Here is a 16693-nt window from a genome sequence, read left to right as displayed (position 1 = left end):
ATCTGCTTGTCGACGAGCGGCGTGCGCACGAAGCCCGGACACACCACGTGCGAGCGCACGTTGTGCTTCGCGCCTTCCTTCGCCAGCACGCGGGCAAGACCGAGCAGGCCGTGCTTGGCCGTCACATACGCCGACTTCAGCGGCGACGCCTCGTGTGAGTGCACCGAACCCATGTAGATCACGACGCCGCCGCGATCGTCCTTGTACATGTGCTTGAGCGCGGCCTTGGTCGTCAGGAATGCACCGTCGACGTGGATCGCCTGCATCTTCTTCCAGTCGGCGAACGAGTAGTTCTCGATCGGGTTGACGATCTGGATGCCGGCGTTCGATACAAGGATGTCGACCGAGCCGAACGCTTCGGCCACCTTGTCGATGCCGCTGTTCACGGCGTCTTCGTTGGTCACGTCCATCGCGACGCCGATTGCCTTGCCGCCTGCCTTGTTGATCTCGTCGGCCACCGCGTTTGCGCCGTCCTGGTTCAGGTCGGCGATCGCGACGGCCGCACCCGCTTTCGCGAGTTCGAGTGCGATTTCCTTGCCGATGCCGCTCGCGGCGCCCGTGACGACTGCGGTCTTGCCATTCAGGTTGCTCATTTCGAATTTCCCGTGGTGAAAGGATTGACAGGGAGAAAGGACGGACGTGTTACTGAGCCAGGTAATCGTAGACGACTTCGCCGAGGCCGAGTGTCAAATCTGCGACGAGGTGGCGTGCTTCGACGATCTCGAGGACCGGCAGATCGGCCACCGGCGCGAGCGCGTGCGGCGCCAGCTCGAGCGATGCGGGGCCCGTCCACGCGCCCTTCATCTTGATGTCCTGCATGTAGTAGCGCACCAGTTCGCACACCCGTGCGGTGCCGTCGACGTGCGGGATGATCTTCAGCAGGAAGTTCGGGCCGGCGAGGCGCTTCATCTGCTCGTCGATGTCGAGTTCCTTGTGCTTGTAGCCCATCGTGCCGGTCGCGACGCGCACCTTGCCGAAGTCGAGCGTGCCGAGGAGGTGATCGGTGTTCACGTGCAGCGTGGGCGACGCGAGCTTCTTCGGGAAACCCCACAGCTCGCGGCCGCCGGCGATCGGCGGGTGATCGTCGAGATACATCGCGAGCGTGTAGCCGCCGGCCTGGCCGTTGTATTCGACGGGGATCACCTGGCCGCTTTCGGTGTAGTCGCCGAAGCCGGTGGAATCGGCCATGCGAATGAATTCGTAATGCACGAGCGGCTCGTTGACCTGCAGCGGCTCGGGGACAATTTCACGGAGGCGGTCCGGATCGGTGCGGTACGTGATGATCAGAAACTCACGATCGACGAAACGGTACGGGCCCATCGGGAACGCAGGGCTGGTCAACGGCATCGCAAACGCTTTCGATCGGACATCGCTGGGTTTCATGCGGACTCCTTGTTGTTGATCGCTTCGTGGATGAGTGGACGTAATCGTATGCCTGTGCGCTGCCGTTGTGCGATGCCGCATCTGGAAATAATTGTTGCCGTTTTCGACGTAGTGGCGATGTAAATGTTGAGGTGAGCGACACAAACGGCATGGATTTCGCACGGCGGCCCGGTATTCGCGGCCGTCAATGCCGCCACGATGTGAAAAAGGTGAGCCTTTACGGGATGAATGGTGAGTTTTTACGGGAGACGGTCGCGCGAGAATGTGACAATTGTGTGAACTTGTGTTGCAGTGCAGGTTCTAAGTGCGCTCGCCGCGGCGAACCGGCCCCGGTTCGGGTCTCCCGAAATCGGTGCAGGTCGTCCGGCGCATTAAGCGCCGCTTAAGCGAGTGAGCACTAGCATCGTTCGCATCCGACCGGCACGACCGGTCCCCACTCACGTTCCACGCAACCGGATTCATGCAGAACCTCAATCTCACCCTGTTTTCCGCCATCAATGCCGGCGCCGCGCCGAACCCCGGCGTGGCCCGCCTCGCGATCTTCGCCGCCGACTGGCTCGTCTATGCGCTGCCCGTCATGCTGTTGCTCACCTGGATCTTCGGCGAGCGGCCGACGCGGCGTCAGGCGGTCGAAGCCGGCGTCGGCGCTTGCGTGGCGCTCGCGCTCGCGCAGGTGCTCGGGCATTTCTGGTTCTCGCCGCGGCCGTTCATGGCGGGCGTCGGCACGCAACTGATTCCGCACGCGCCGGACAGCTCGTTTCCGAGCGATCACATGACGTTCGCATGGAGCGTCGCGGTCGGCATGCTGCTCGCCGGTACGACGCGGCTGACCGGATTCGTGATGGTCGCGATGGCCGCGGCGATCGCGTGGGGCCGCGTGTATGCGGGCGTGCACTGGCCGTTCGACATGGCGGGTGGTGTGCTGGTCGGCACGGCCGGCGCGCTGGCCGCGCACTTGTATGGGCAACGTGTGGTCGAGCCGCTCGAACGAATCGGCGACGCGGTGCACGCAGTGATGATGGGGCGCGAGCGGGCGCCCTGAGCCGGACAACAGGAGAAGTACGGGCCGGACGCCGTCAGTCGGGCGTCTTGGCCGATTCGGTCGAAGCGGACGTGCCGCCGCCCGCTTCGTGCAGTTCCGGCGTCTCGCCCGGATGTTGGGCGGCGTCGCGTTCGAGCGAGCTTTCCTTCAGGATCGCGCACATCGCGACGAATAGCGCGAGCACGATCGCGGCCAGGCCGCAATATCCGACGATCTTCAGGTTGCGAAGGAACGGCGACGCGTGGTTTTCCTTTGTCATGACCGGGCGCTCCTGTACGGGCTGCGGCGGCTGTCGTCCGACAGCGGCGCCGCTCACATACATATATACCAGCCGCATCGCCGATGCCAACCCCGCCGGCGGGCGTGCTTGCGCGGTCAGTCTTCCAGCGTCTCGTGCACGGCCGCCGCGCCGCGCTTCCAGTAGGCCGCCGCGCGGATCCGCGACTTTGGCACCCCGCGTTCGCCCGTCAGGTGCAGGCGCACCGCGCGCATCGACTGCGCTTCGCCGGCCGCCCACACGTAACCGTCGCCGGACGGCGGCAGCGGCAACTCGCGCACGGCGGTCAGCAGCAGGTCTTCGTCCGCGGCGACCGCTTCGGCGCGAAACCGCCAGATTTCATGCACGTCGGCGCGCGTATCAAACGCGATCCGCGCGGTGCGATCCGCGACTTCCAGCACCACCGCTGCACGCGAGCCGGCCGGCAATTGCTCGAGACGCCGTGCGATCGCCGGCAGCGCCGTATCGTCGCCGATCAGCAGATGCCAGTCGAAATCGATCGGGACCACGAACGACCCGCGCGGGCCGCCGATGCCGAGCCATTGGCCGACGCGCGCCTGCGCGGCCCATTGCGATGCGGGGCCGGGATGGTTCAGCACGAATTCCAGATCCAGTTCGCAGGCGGCGCGGTCGAAGCGGCGCGGCGTGAAGTCGCGCGCGACGGGCTTCGGTTCGCCTTCCGGAAACTCGGGCCCATTCGCGCCGAGCGTCGGCAGCGCCGGTCGGTCGGCGCCGGGCGGCGGGAAAAACACCTTCACGTGATCGTCGAACGACGACGATTCGAAATCCGCGAGGTCGGGGCCGCCAAGCGTGACGCGCAGCAAGTGCGGCGTCACGGCGTGCACGCGCACGACCTGCAGCAGGCGGAACTTGAGGGTATGGCGCACGCGGGTGACCGCGCGTTCGGATGTGTTTGGGATCAATCCGTTCTCCTTGGGTTTTGACGGGGCGGCGCGGGTTACGCGCCGGGGCCGCCTTCGATTTCGGCAGTGGCGCGGCGCATGATGGCCGCGATGCGGCGTTGTTCGTCGGCGTCGGCCGCGCTCTTGTGCAGCAGCGCGCGCTTCAGCGCGAGCCGGGCTTCGACGAACTCCGGCAGCCAGCCGGGCTGTGCGTCGTCCGGTGCTTCGCCGCCTGCCGCTTCGCCGGCGAATGCGCGGCGCATGAACTCCATCTTGCGCGCGAGATGCGTGAGGCGCGCGAACAGGGTGTCGACCCGTTCGCGCTGCGCATCGAGATGCGCGCGGCCGGCGTCGGTGAGGGCGTAGCGCTTGCGGTTGCCTTCCGCCTGTGACGCGACGAAGCCGACTTCCTCGAGATACGTGAGTGCCGGGTACACCATGCCGGGGCTCGGGCTGTAGAAGCCGTTCGAGCGGGTGTCGAGCGCCTTGATGAGCTCGTAGCCGTGGCTCGGCTGCTCGGCGACGAGCGCGAGCAGCAGCAATTGAAGATCGTCGGAGCTGAACTGGCGGCCGCGCGGCATGCCGTCGTCACCGAAATCGCCAAAGCCGCCGCGTCCGCCGCGGCCACCGAACGGGCCGCCGCCACCGAACGGATCGTGGCCGCGCCGATGGCGGCCGATCGCGTGCCAGACACCGGCGAACCATTCAGGGCCGGCATGCGCACGATGACCGTCGCATCCGGCATGGCCGCGGGAGGGGTTGTGTCGCATGATCGTGTCCTATATGTCGTAAAACATATCTAAAGATATATATCGAAAGATAGGTCGTCAAGGAGATTATCGGGGGCGGGATGGGGCGGGATGGGGCGGGATTTCGCGCGATTGCACGGCAAGGCTGGTGGACGGTCGTGCGATCCACCACTTTCCGATGTTTATCGAACCGGTGCTGGAGGCATCGAAGGCACAGGCAAGACAGATAGAGTGCATGCCAGGCGAAGCTGGCTTGATGGATATGCTGCCCGTCTGGCAAACGGAGAGCGTGCGCCTTGACCTGCTCTCTACCCGAAGTCGCGCGCTCACGGTCGACATCGTTGACCTTCAGCGCGACCACTCCGCTGGCACGCAGCCCGGCCCGCCGGATCGGCAATGCTCGCATTTATTCAAAATTGCCGCTGAACCGTCACTACGGTCATCCGTCGCTCACTGCGCGTAGCGGGCGCACTGCCTCGCGACATTGCATGGCTCATTACCCGATCCGAGCGCAAGTGCGTACGTGCGAGCCGATTCCGAGAGACGGTAGGTTGCCGTGACACCGACGAAGCTCACGTCGAGAATCGACTTTTCGACCAGTTGCGCGATGCAGTCGAGCGCGGTCGTGCGGTCGACACTGTCGTCGCAAACGACGGCGTACACGGAATCCAGCGTGAACGCATGGTTGAACCGTGCGATGCGAAGAACGACGGCCTGTTCGTTGTGCGTGAGCCGCTGGAAACTCCAGTCAAACGCGGCGCGCAATGTTCGGTGTCGCGGCTGCGCCGTGCGATAACCCCCTGCGAGAAGCAGAAAGCGCTCTTCGAGACGCTGGCGCACCCCTTCGAGACCCAATACGGACGCACGCCCGGCGGCGAGCTCGATCGCGAGAGGAAGCCCGTCGAGCCGGCGACAGATTTCAGCGACGATCCTGAGTTGATGCTCGTCGTCAACTCGCACGCCGCATCGGCTTGCGCGCTCCAGGAACAGCGCGACGGCAGGCGACTGCATCAGGCTGTCGCGGCACGACTCGTCTGCCGGTAGCGCGAGCGGTTCGACGCGGAACACAATCTCGGGCGCGATGCGAAGGCGCTCGCGGCTCGTGAGCAGCACGCGCAAGCCATGCCATTGGCCGATCAGCCGTTCCACGAGGTCCGCCACCTCGTCAACGATGTGCTCTGCATTGTCCAGTACGAGCAGTGTACCGGCGGCCGGCGAGGGCGCTGGCCCGATCTGCGAGACGGCCGCGAGCGATCCCGCTTCCTCGAGGTCGATGAACACGACATCGGACGTGCCGGCGGCGATCGTGCGGTGCGCATGTTCAATGGCGAGGCAGGTCTTGCCGACGCCGCCTGGCCCCGTCAGCGTGACCACGCGGCTGAGCGCAAAGAGGCCCTCGATTTCATCGAGAGCCGTGGCGCGACCGAACAGCGTTCTTCTGCCCGGCAATCGATGCCTCGCCGCGGACATTGCATCCGCGTTGCGCAAGAGCGGCGCATGCCGCTCGGTCGGTGCGTCGCGTCCAGGCTCCGCCGGCACGCCGTCGAATACCTTGAATCGATAGCCGCGCCCCGGTACGGTGTCGATCAGTTGACGATGGTCGCCGAGCGCTTTACGGACCGCGCTCAGATGCACATGGATGTTGCTTTCTTCGACGAACACACCCGGCCATACGGTCTCCATCAGTTCGTCCTTGGACACGATCCGCCCGGCTGCAAGCACGATCGCCGATAGAATGTCGAACGCACGCGAGCCGAGCGGCACTTCGTGCCCCGCCTTGCACAGCGCACGCATGCCGAGGTTCAGTTCGAATTCACCCAACGCGATGACGGAAGGCTCGGGGGTGCTTCGATACTGCGGCCTAGCTGACTGTTCCATGACCGGGTTCATAAGCATCATCCGACAGAGAGTGAATGGGTTGCACGTGCCCGCGCGGCTCGGCGCGTGTGAATTTCACACCGTCATCTTATGAAGCGGCGGCTTTTCGGAGGGTGGCGATACCGTTAACGTTTGTTAATGTGCGCGGTCGGATGCCGCCGAGCCCCCCGGCAAGCGGCGGCACGCACCCACGCGCACGTTGATTAAAAAAATTTAATACGGGGTTGTCGCTTCATCTGTCCCGTCGAGGGGATAATGAAAGGTCAGCGCGACGGTGCACAATTTCGCCCGACCTGCACACGTCGGCGGCCTTTTTGTCAGGGCGCACACGACGCGTGACTGACGGGCCGCGAATCCAGCAATGAAAATTCTCTTGGTCGAAGACAATCAGCAGGTGGCGGGCTTTCTGAAGAAAGGCCTGCTTGAAGCCGGCCACGTCGTCGATTGGGCCGACAACGGCCGCGATGGCATGGCGCTCGCGATCGGCGAATCCTACGACGCGATCGTGCTCGACCGCATGCTGCCCGGCGGTATGGACGGACTCAGGATCGTCGCGGCGCTGCGCGCGTCGGGCAGCAAGGTACCCGTGCTGATCCTCAGCGCACTCGACGAAGTCGACGAACGGATTCGCGGGCTGAAGGCGGGCGGCGACGATTACGTCGTCAAGCCATTTTCGTTCGGCGAAGTCGTCGCGCGGCTCGAAGCGCTCGCGCGGCGTTCGCAGGACAACGGCTTTGACACGAAGCTCAAGGTCGGCGATCTCTGCATGGACCTGCTATCGCGGAAAGTGACGCGCGCGGGCACTGCAATCGTGCTCAAGCCGCGCGAATTCAAGCTGCTCGAATATCTGATGCGCCACGCGGAGCAAGTCGTCACCCGCACGATGCTGCTCGAAAACATCTGGGAATACCATTTCGATCCGCAAACGAACGTCATCGACGTGCACGTGAGCAAGCTGCGCCAGAAGATCGACACGGGCTTCGAGCGCTCGCTGCTGCGGACCATCCGCAACGCGGGCTACATGCTCACTGCCGCTGCGTGACCAGCGCGTCTCGCGAGGATGGAACCATGATGCTCACGGGCTACGACAGAACGACATTGAGCGACGATGGTCAGTTCGTGCTGTCTCGCCTGACGAGCCAGGAGGCGTCAGATAGCTGGCTGACGGTCACGTTGTCGGCATCGCAGCCGCAGCCGGAAAGCCACGAGCGTCTGGAGCACGCGTATCAGCTGCGCGGCATGCTCGACGGCGCGAATGTCGCGCGACCTCACGCGCTGCTGCGCGACGAGCGCAACGTGACGCTCGTGCTCGAGGATCCGGGCGGCAGATCGCTGCGCATCGCGCAAGCGGGGCCGTTGCCCATAGGCCGGTTCCTGACCGTTGCCGTGAACCTCGCGTCGGCGCTGCGCTCGCTGCACAGCCGCGGCCTCACGCACAACGACATCCGGCCGGGTAACATTCTCATCGACGATGCGACCCAAGCGATCGCGCTGACGGGTCTCGGCCTTGTCTCCAGTGCGCCGCGCGAGCGTCCGCGCGACGGCCTGCCCACGATCGCCGTCGAAGCGCTCCCCTATCTGTCGCCCGAACGCACCGGGCTGATGAACCGCTGGTCCGACTCGCGTGCCGATCTGTACTCGCTCGGCGTCGTGCTGTACGAAATGGTGACGGGGAAGTTGCCGTATCGGGCCGCTTCGGCTGCGGAATGGCTGCATTGCCATACGGCGCAGGTGCCCGTGCCAGTGGCCGAATGCATTGACGGCGTGCCCGCGCCACTGGCCGCGATCGTTGCACGCCTGCTGTCGAAAGACGCCGCGCAGCGCTATCAGACGGCAGCAGGCCTCGAACACGATCTGCGGCGCTGTCTCGACGCATGGCGCAAATCGGGCAACGTCGAGCCGTTTGCGCCGGGTGCGTCCGATGCGCCCGATCAGCTGCAACGGCCGTTTCGTCTCTATGGACGCCAGAAACAGCAGCACAAGCTCGAAGCCGCGCTGGAGCGCGTCGTGCAGAGCGGCGAGACGGGCGTGGCGTTGGTGTCCGGCTATTCGGGCATCGGCAAATCGACGCTCGTGAGCGGGTTGCGCATGACGCCTGCAGCGTCGCGCGGATGGTTCGCGTCGGGCAAGTTCGAACGCTACAAGCGCGACATTCCGTATGCGACGCTCGCACAGGCGTTCCAGACGCTGATCCGCGAGCTGATCGACGACGGCATGCGCGCACACGCGGACCTGTGCCAGCGCCTGCACGATGCGCTCGGCGCGAACGGCCAGCTGATCGTCGAGCTGATTCCCGAGCTGGAGGCGATCGTCGGGCCGCAGCCGCCCGTGCCCGAACTGGCGCCGCAGGAAGCACGCGCGCGCTTTCTCGCTGTGTTCACGCGCTTCATCGCTGCGTTCCCGTGCGACGGCCAGCCGCTCGTGCTGTTTCTCGACGACCTGCAATGGAGCGACGCGGGCACCTTCGGCCTGCTCGAACAGCTGTGCGGGCCGGGCGTGTGCAACGTGTTCGTGGTGGGCGCGTATCGCGACAACGAAGTGGGCGTCGCGCATCCGCTCAGACGCACGGTCGATCTGATCCGGCAGACGGGCACGCGTGTCGACGAAATCATGCTGACGCCGCTGCAACCCGACGACGTCGCGCATCTGATCGGCGACGCCCTCAAGACCACGCGGCCCGAACTGGAGGGCCTGAGCCGTCTCGTGTTCGAACGCACGGGTGGCAATCCGTTCTACGTCGTGCAGTTTCTGCAGTTTCTCGCCGACGAGCGTTTCCTCGCGTTCGATCTCGAGTGCCGCATCTGGACGTGGGACAACGAACGGCTGCGCGAAGCGCGTTTCGCGGACAGCATTGTCGATCTGATGGTCGGCAAGATCGAACGGTTGCCGCGCGGCACGCAGGCGTTGCTCGAACAGTTCGCGTGTCTGGGCGGCCGCGCGACGTCGCCGCTGCTGTCGCGCATCAGCGGCCTGGACGACGCGCAGGTGGCTGCGACACTCGCCGATGGCGTCGAGGCGGGCCTGCTGTACCGCAGCCGCGAAGGCTATGCGTTCGTGCACGACCGCGTGCACGAGGCAGCGTATGAACTGATCCCGCCGCTGCAGCGTGCGCACGCGCATCTGCGGATCGGCCGGATTCTCGCGGCGCAGCCGGCTACGGACGAAGCGCGCAGCATCTTCGAGATCGTCAACCAGTACAACCGCGTCATTCCTTTACTCGACGATCCCGTCGAACGTGCGCGCGTGGTCGACTTCAATCTCGAAGCGGGGCAGCGCGCACGCGCGTCGTCGGCGTATGGCTCGGCGCTCGCGTACCTGTCGACGGGCAGCGAACTGCTCGGCGAAAGCGGCTGGGACGCCGACTATGCGCGCAAATTCCAGCTGGAAAGCCAGCGCGCCGAATGCGAGTTTCTGACGGGCGCCACGGCAAGCAGCGACGAACGGCTGTCGATGCTCGACACGCGCGCGCGCACGCTGGCCGACCGCGCGGCCGTCACGTTTCTGCGCGTCACGCTGTACACGGCGCTCGATCAGATGAACCTCGCGGTGCAGACGTGCCTCGACTATCTGCGGCATGTCGGCATCGACTGGAATCCGCATCCGGGCCGCGACGCGGCGCGCGAAGAATACGACACGCTGTTGCAGGGTATCGGCGGCGCGCCGATCGAAACGCTGGTCGATCTGCCCTTGCTCGACGATGCCGGACTGGCCGCGACGATGAACGTGCTGACGGCCGTGTTGCCGCCCGCGTTCTTCAGCGATGAAAAGCTCGTGTGTCTCGTGCTGTGCCGGATGGCGAACCTGAGCCTGCTGTACGGCAACAGCGATGCGTCGTCGCTCGGCTATGCGTATCTCGGCATGGTCGCGGGTCCGCTGTTCGACGACTACGACGCGGGCTACCGCTTCGGCCAGCTCGGCCTCGCGCTCGTGGACAAGCGCGGACTGGACCGCTTCAAGGCGCGCGTCTACATGTGCTTCGCGTATCACGTGACGCCGTGGACGCGGCCGATCCGTACCGGTTTGCCGTTGCTGCGCCGCGCGTTCGAAGTCGCGAGCGAAGGCGGCGATCTGACCTACATCGGCTTCAGCAGCTGCTGCACGGTCACGACGCTGATCGCCGCGGGCGAGCCGCTCGCGGAAGTCGAGCAGGAAGCGCAGCGTCGTCTGCAGATCGTTCAGGCCGCGAAGTTCGGCCTGATCGTCGACATCATCACCGCGCAGCTCGCGCTGATTCGTTCGTTGCGCGGCAACCTCGACGCGCATGACCCACTTCCCGATCCGTTCGGCGATGCCGCGTTCGAGAAGCGCGTCGACGGCGATCCGAGTCTCGCGATCGCGGCGTGCTGGTACTGGATCCGCAAGCTGCAGGCGCGCTATCTGGCAGGCGATATCGACGGCGCGATGCATGCGGACAGCAAGGCGTCGCCGTTGCTGTGGACATCGTCGGGTCATTTCGAAATCGCCGAGTATCAGTTCTTTGCAGGGCTCGCGCGCGCACGCTGGCATGACGGCGCGCCGGAAAACGCCAAGGCCGGGAATCTGGACAAGCTCGCCACGCATCAGCGGCAGCTGGCGCTGTGGGCCCAGCACTGCCCGAGCAACTTCAGCAGCCGCGCGGCGTTGATGCGCGGCGAAATCGCGCGCATTGCGGGCCGCGAGTTCGAAGCGATGAATCACTACGAAGAAGCGATCCGTCTCGCGCGCAAGCATGATTTCCCGCACGACGAAGCGCTCGCGCATGAGATCGCCGCGAAGTTCTATCTGGCGCGCGGCTTTGCGACGACGGCGGCTGCGTATGTCCGCAACGCGCGCCGCGCGTGGTTGCGCTGGGGCGCGATGGCGCGCGTGAAGTCGCTCGACGGGCGTCATGCCGAGTTGCTGCGCGAGCCCGTCGAGCAGGCGCCGACGCCCGGCATCGTCGCCGAACATATCGACGTCGATACCGTGATGAAGGCGTCGCAGGCGATCTCCGGCGAACTGATTCCCGAGCGTCTGATGCGCACGCTGATGACCATCATGCTCGAACATGCGGGCGCGCGGCGCGCGCTGCTCGTGCTGCCGCGCGCCGACGCGTTGTGGATCGAAGCAACCGCGGTGGCGGCGCGCGAAGGCACGGAAGTGCGCTTCGACAGCAGGCCGGTGAATGCGCAGGATCTGTCGAGCGCCGTGCTGCTCGAAAGCATTCGCACGCAACGCGCGTTGCTGATCGACGATGCATTCTCCGACCAGACCTGGTCGACCGACGAGCATTTCGCCGCGCAGCATTCGCGTTCGGTGCTGTCGCTGCCGCTCGTCAAGCAGTCGAAGCTGATCGGCGTGCTGTATCTGGAGAACGAACTCGCGCCGGGCGTGTTCACGCCCGCGCGTCTCGCCGTGCTCGGGCTGCTTGCGTCACAGGCGGCCGTGTCGCTCGAAAATGCGTCGCTCGAAGAGAAGCAAGCGTTGCTCGCCGAGAAAGATGCGCTGCTGCATGAAGTGCATCATCGCGTGAAGAACAATCTGCAACTGATCAGCAGCCTGCTGAATCTTCAAGCGGAGCGCGTGACGGACAAGGCCGTGGCCGAGCTGTTCGCCGACAGCCGCAATCGCGTACGCTCGATGGCGATGGTGCACGAGAACCTGTATCGCGCGGGCAACTTCGCGCGCATCGCGATGACGGCGCACGTGAAGACGTTATGCGGTCATCTGGCACGTGTCTACGACATGGGGCGACTGGGCGTCGACCTGCGGATCGACGTCGACGACATTCAGCTCGACATGAACCGCGCGGTGTCGTGCGGTCTCGTCATCAACGAACTGGTGTCGAATGCGCTCAAGCATGCGTTTCCGGATCAGCGCGGCGGCGTGCTCAAGGTCGAGCTCAAGGCGATCGACGACCAGCGCTGCGCGTTGATCGTCGCCGACGACGGCGTCGGCCTCGCGCCTGATTTTTCGTTCGAACGCGATGAAACGCTCGGCTTGCGCCTCGTTCACGACCTCGCGCTGCAATTGCGCGGCCGCGTCGATATCGCGCAGCAGCACGGCACCACTTTCACCATTCACTTCAATGCAGCCGAACGTTGACGGCCACACGCCATGACCAGCGCGCAAATCTTGATCGTCGAGGATGACCGCATCGTTGCACGCGATATCGCGCAACAGATGAACCGCGCGGGCTATGTTGTGGTCGGCAGCGCGGGTAGCGGCGAAGAAGCGCTCGCGTTGCTCGACACGCTGCCCGCAGGCAGCAAGCCGGATCTGGTGCTGATGGACGTGCGGCTCGAAGGCGAACTGGACGGCATCGATACCGCGCGGCGTATCCGCGAAGCGCGCGACATTCCCGTCGTGTTTCTCACCGCCTATGCGGACGAAGAGACGATCCGCCGCGCGACGGCAGCGGAACCGTACGGCTACGTGCTCAAGCCCTTCGACGACACGCAGTTGCGTACCGTCGTCGAAATGGCGCTTTACAAGCACAGCGCCGAGCGGCGTTTGCGCGAGAGCGAGCAGCGCTATGCGATCACGCTGTCGAGTATCGGCGACGGCGTGCTGTCGACCGATGTCGATGGCCTCGTCACCTTTGTCAATCTCGCCGGCGAAGCGCTGACGGGCTGGTCGCGCAGCGAAGCGACGGGACGGCCGCTACGCGAGGTTTTCCGTCTGCACGATGAGAACACGCTCGCGCTGATCGACGATCCGATGGCCGCCGTGCTGCAAACCGCGCGCGACGGCGGGCTGCCCGCGCGCGCCGTTCTGCGCGTGCGCGGCGGCAGCGACCTGCCCGTCGAATGCACGGGCACGCCGATGACGGACGAACGCGGCGTACGTCAGGGCATCGTGATCGTGTTTCGCGACGTGACGCAAAAGCGCCGCGCGCAGGAAGCGGAAATTCTTCGCGAGACCAATGCGCGGCTCGAAATGGCGATGTACGGCTCGAATGTCGGCGTGTGGGAAATCGACATGCCCGAAGGCGATTACAAGCTCGGCTTCGCTCGCTATTCGAACATCTACGAGTGGCTCGGCTTCGACACGCCGCAAGCGCGCCTCGATTACGAAGCGTACATGAGCGTGCTGCATCCCGATCATCGCGACAGCACGGATCGCGCGGTCGCGTCGTTCCTCGAAAGCGGCGACGGCTTGTTCGAACTGGAGAACCGGCTGCGGCATCGCGACGGCACCGACCGCTGGGTGCTGGTGCGCGGCACCGCGCGCCGCGACGCGACGGGCAAGCCGGTGCGCTTCGTCGGCAGTCTGGTCGACATCACGCAACTGAAAATGACCGAGCAGGCGCTGCGCGCGAGCGAAGAGCGCTTTCGAGGCACCTTCGAAAACGCCGCGGTCGGCGTCGTGCATTGCGATCTCGATGGGCGCTTTCTGCGTGTGAATCATCGGTCGCGCGAGATCGTCGGCTGGCCGCGGGACGCGTTGCAACAGCGACGTCTGCACGAGCTGATCGATGCTGATTTCAGCGTGGCGAGCATCGACCGGTTCCGCCTGCTGACGGAAGGCAAGCTCAAACATTATTCGGAGGAGGTGCCGCTTGTCAGGTTCGACGGGGCGCGCGTGTGGGTAACGCTGTCGGTTGCGCTTCAGCAGGACGCGTCAGGTCAGACGACCCACGTCATCGTCATCATTCAGGACATCTCCGCGCGCAAGGCGCTGGAAGACACGGTGCGCGTCGCGAAGGACGCGGCGGAAGCGGCCAGCCGCGCGAAGGACCAGTTCCTCGCCAACATCAGCCATGAACTGCGCACGCCGCTCAACGGCATTCTCGGCTATGCGCAGATACTGCAGCGTGACGCGCGGCTCGACACGCGCCAGCTGGCGAGTGTCGGTGTGATCGAGCAGAGCGGGCAGCATCTGCTGACGCTGATCAACGATATTCTCGACTTCGCGCGTCTGGGTGCCGGCAAGCTGGAACTGCAGGTCGGCGAAGTGTCGCTGCGCGGGTTTCTCGAGACGATCGCGGAAATCGTCGCCGTGCGCGCGCAGCAAAAGCGCCTCGTGCTGAACTATGTGGCCGCGCCCGATCTTCCTGCCGTGGTCCGTGTCGATGAGCGCCGGCTACGCCAGGTGCTGCTCAATCTGCTCGAGAATGCCGTCAAGTTCACCGACCACGGCGGGGTCACGCTGTCGGTCAGCCGAGGCGAGGCGGGGCGCCTGCGCTTCGCGGTGCGCGATACCGGTATCGGCGTGAGCGCCGACCGGCTGGAAGCGATCTTTCAACCGTTCGAACAGGCGGGCGATCACACGCGGCGCAGCGGCGGCGCGGGGCTGGGTCTCGCGATCAGCCGGCAACTCGTCCGCATGATGGGCGGCGAGATCGAAGTCACAAGTTCGGCCGGCGAGGGCAGCGTGTTTGGTTTCGAACTGGATGCGCCCGCGTCGGCGGCCGGGCTGGACGAATGCGTACCGCGTGTTCGGGCGGGCAGCCTCGATGGCGCGGGCCGCGCCATTCTGGTGGTCGACGATGTCCCCGCGAACCGCACGCTGCTCGCGGAAGTGCTGGGACAGGCCGGCTTTCGTGTGATCGAAAGCAGCGATGGGCGCGATGCACTCGACAAGGCTGCAGCGTGCGCGCCCGAACTGATCGTGCTCGACACGGTGATGCCGTTGATGGGCGGCATAGAAACGCTGCACCATCTGCGCCGTTCGCCAGCACTGGCAGCGACGCCCGTGATCGTCGTATCCGCCGACGCGTCCGAACAGAACGCACGCGCGAGCATCGACGCGGGCGCAAACGTGTTTCTCGAAAAGCCGCTCAATCTCGACCGCCTATTGGGCTCGATCGCAAGGCTGCTCGGCCTGGTGACACAGCAGGGAGCCGACCCATCCTGCGAAGCTGACCGGCCGATGATCATCCCGCCGCGCGAGGAAATGACGGCGCTGCACCGCTATGCGCTGCTCGGCTCGATGCGCGACATCAGCCGGCACGCCGATCGTCTTGTGAGTTCGCATGAAAAGTATGAACCGTTCGCCGCGCGTTTGCGGCAACTTGCCATGACCTACGAATCGCAGGCTCTGCTTTCGTTGATCGAACATCATCTGAACAGCGAAGGGAGTTGACGATGCGAGAGCACAACAAAGACGCGCCCGTCGTGCTCGTGGTCGACGACACGGCGGCGAATCTGGCGCTCGTCGTCGATACGCTGGAAGCCGAAGGGCTGAGCGTGGCCGTCGCGCGCGACGGCCACGAGGCGCTGCGCCGCGCCGAACTGGTCAAGCCCGACCTGATCCTGCTCGACGTGGTGATGCCCGGCATCGATGGTTTCCAGACCTGCCGCGCGCTCAAGGACAATCCCGTCACGCGGGATATCCCCGTGATTTTCATGACCTCGCTGACGCAGACCGAGGACAAGATCACGGGTTTCCGCGTCGGCGCGATGGACTTCGTGACCAAGCCGCTGCAAATGGAAGAAGTGGCCGTGCGCGTGCAGATGCATCTGAAGCTGCATGCATTGCAACGCTTGCAGCAGGAACAGAACGCGAGGCTCGAAGAAGAGATCAGGACGCGCATCCAGGCGCAGGACGCGTTGATCGAAGTGCTGGACGGCGTTCGCAATGTGTCGAACGCGATTGCGCACGATCTGCGCACGCCGCTTACCGAGCTGCGTTCGAGACTCGAGGTGCTGTTGCTCGGGCTGCGCAAGAAGGGCGACGAAGACACGCTGGGCCAGCTCGAAGTGGCGATAGCCGACGTGGACCGCGTGATCGGCATTTTCAATGCGCTGCTTCGTCTCGCCGAGATCGATGCGGGCGTGCGGCGTTCGGGTTTTGTCAAAAGTGACGTCGTGACCATCCTGTCGGATGCCGTCGAGTTCTATCAGCCCGTCGCGGAGTTGCGCGGCATTTCGCTGACGCTGTTGCTATGTTCGGAAACGGCGGTGCTGGCCGACGTCGACCCGTTGCTGCTCGCGCAAGCGATCGGTAATCTGATCGACAACGCGCTGAAGTACGCGCAGGACGACGGCGAGGTCGAGGTGTCGTTGTGTGAGCGTGACGATCGTATCGACGTCACGGTGTCGGATGACGGGCCCGGTATCCCGTTCGCCGAACGGTCCAAGGTGACAGAGCGGTTCTATCGCGGCGACCGCAGCCGGGGGACCCCTGGCGTCGGACTCGGGCTCGCGCTCGTCAAAGCGGTGGCGACGCTGCACCATGGTTTTTTGGCGTTCGCTGACAACGAGCCAGGCCTTGCTGCCACCATGACGATCCTCCGGTTCAGCTAGTTGGGCGCCACGGGTTCAAGAGGGTCATTGCAGAAAATGCGGACCCCGCTGCGGTACCAGTGCCACCGGCAGGCCGCAACGTCGGTCAGTTCAGTTCGGTGGGCGTTCCGCTTCAGGAACGGACAGCAGGCCACGCATGTGCCGGAGGCGATTGCGCCGAGGCTCGCTCCCGCAGACGTCTGCAAACCGACAAATTGCTGACGTAGAAGCGAGCGTCGTTGAACGTCGGCGATGGGTCGACAAGAGCCGGTCAT

The 16693-nt window shown here is 64.9% G+C and carries 11 protein-coding genes; 5 read left to right on the top strand and 6 right to left on the bottom strand.

The features are described from left to right. A partial coding sequence (locus O1Q03_RS05525; RefSeq protein WP_269502049.1) for a 3-hydroxybutyrate dehydrogenase occupies window positions 1–593 on the bottom strand: 593 nt, incomplete at its 3' end. A gap of 49 nt (window positions 594–642) precedes the next feature. Next, window positions 643–1383, bottom strand: coding sequence for an acetoacetate decarboxylase (locus O1Q03_RS05520; RefSeq protein ID WP_269502048.1), 741 nt, complete (start codon window positions 1381–1383; stop codon window positions 643–645). A 460-nt stretch (window positions 1384–1843) separates the two neighbouring features. On the opposite strand from O1Q03_RS05520, the gene O1Q03_RS05515 reads away from it, so the two are divergent. Next, window positions 1844–2425 (top strand): undecaprenyl-diphosphatase, encoded by a 582-nt coding sequence (locus tag O1Q03_RS05515; RefSeq protein ID WP_269502047.1) that lies wholly within the window; start codon window positions 1844–1846, stop codon window positions 2423–2425. 34 nt (window positions 2426–2459) lie between these two features. Here the strand turns inward: O1Q03_RS05515 and O1Q03_RS05510 are convergent, their stop codons facing one another. The 4 genes from O1Q03_RS05510 to O1Q03_RS05495 form a co-directional block, all read right to left on the bottom strand. Continuing rightward, window positions 2460–2684 (bottom strand): hypothetical protein, encoded by a 225-nt coding sequence (locus O1Q03_RS05510; protein WP_269502046.1) that lies wholly within the window; start codon window positions 2682–2684, stop codon window positions 2460–2462. Window positions 2685–2800: 116 nt separating this feature from the next. Further along, complete coding sequence (locus tag O1Q03_RS05505) at window positions 2801–3622, bottom strand: siderophore-interacting protein (protein WP_442865748.1); 822 nt, start codon at window positions 3620–3622, stop codon at window positions 2801–2803. 38 nt (window positions 3623–3660) lie between these two features. Then, complete coding sequence (locus O1Q03_RS05500) at window positions 3661–4374, bottom strand: PadR family transcriptional regulator (protein ID WP_269502043.1); 714 nt, start codon at window positions 4372–4374, stop codon at window positions 3661–3663. A 429-nt stretch (window positions 4375–4803) separates the two neighbouring features. After that, entirely contained in the window at window positions 4804–6231 is a 1428-nt protein-coding gene (locus O1Q03_RS05495; RefSeq protein ID WP_269502042.1) for an ATP-binding protein, read from the bottom strand. Window positions 6232–6592: 361 nt separating this feature from the next. Here O1Q03_RS05495 and O1Q03_RS05490 point away from each other — a divergent pair, with 361 nt between their 5' ends. Genes O1Q03_RS05490 through O1Q03_RS05475 form a run of 4 tightly spaced genes read left to right on the top strand, consistent with a single transcriptional unit; the run spans window position 6593 to window position 16439 of the window. Further along, window positions 6593–7273, top strand: a complete 681-nt coding sequence (locus O1Q03_RS05490) for a response regulator transcription factor (protein ID WP_269502041.1) — start codon at window positions 6593–6595, stop codon at window positions 7271–7273. Window positions 7274–7299: 26 nt separating this feature from the next. After that, on the top strand, window positions 7300–12294 hold the full coding sequence (locus tag O1Q03_RS05485; RefSeq protein WP_269502039.1) for an AAA family ATPase: 4995 nt from the start codon (window positions 7300–7302) through the stop codon (window positions 12292–12294). Between the two features lie 12 nt (window positions 12295–12306). After that, complete coding sequence (locus tag O1Q03_RS05480) at window positions 12307–15276, top strand: response regulator (RefSeq protein ID WP_269502038.1); 2970 nt, start codon at window positions 12307–12309, stop codon at window positions 15274–15276. Window positions 15277–15308: 32 nt separating this feature from the next. Continuing rightward, window positions 15309–16439: a hybrid sensor histidine kinase/response regulator gene (locus tag O1Q03_RS05475; protein ID WP_269502037.1), complete on the top strand. Its 1131-nt coding sequence runs from the start codon at window positions 15309–15311 to the stop codon at window positions 16437–16439. Window positions 16440–16693 lie beyond the last annotated feature (254 nt).

The organism is Burkholderia sp. IMCC1007 (assembly GCF_027257875.1).
Lineage (GTDB): Bacteria > Pseudomonadota > Gammaproteobacteria > Burkholderiales > Burkholderiaceae > Burkholderia.
The sequence above is the reverse complement of the archived record's forward strand: the minus strand, read 5'-3'. Positions and strand labels throughout refer to the sequence as shown.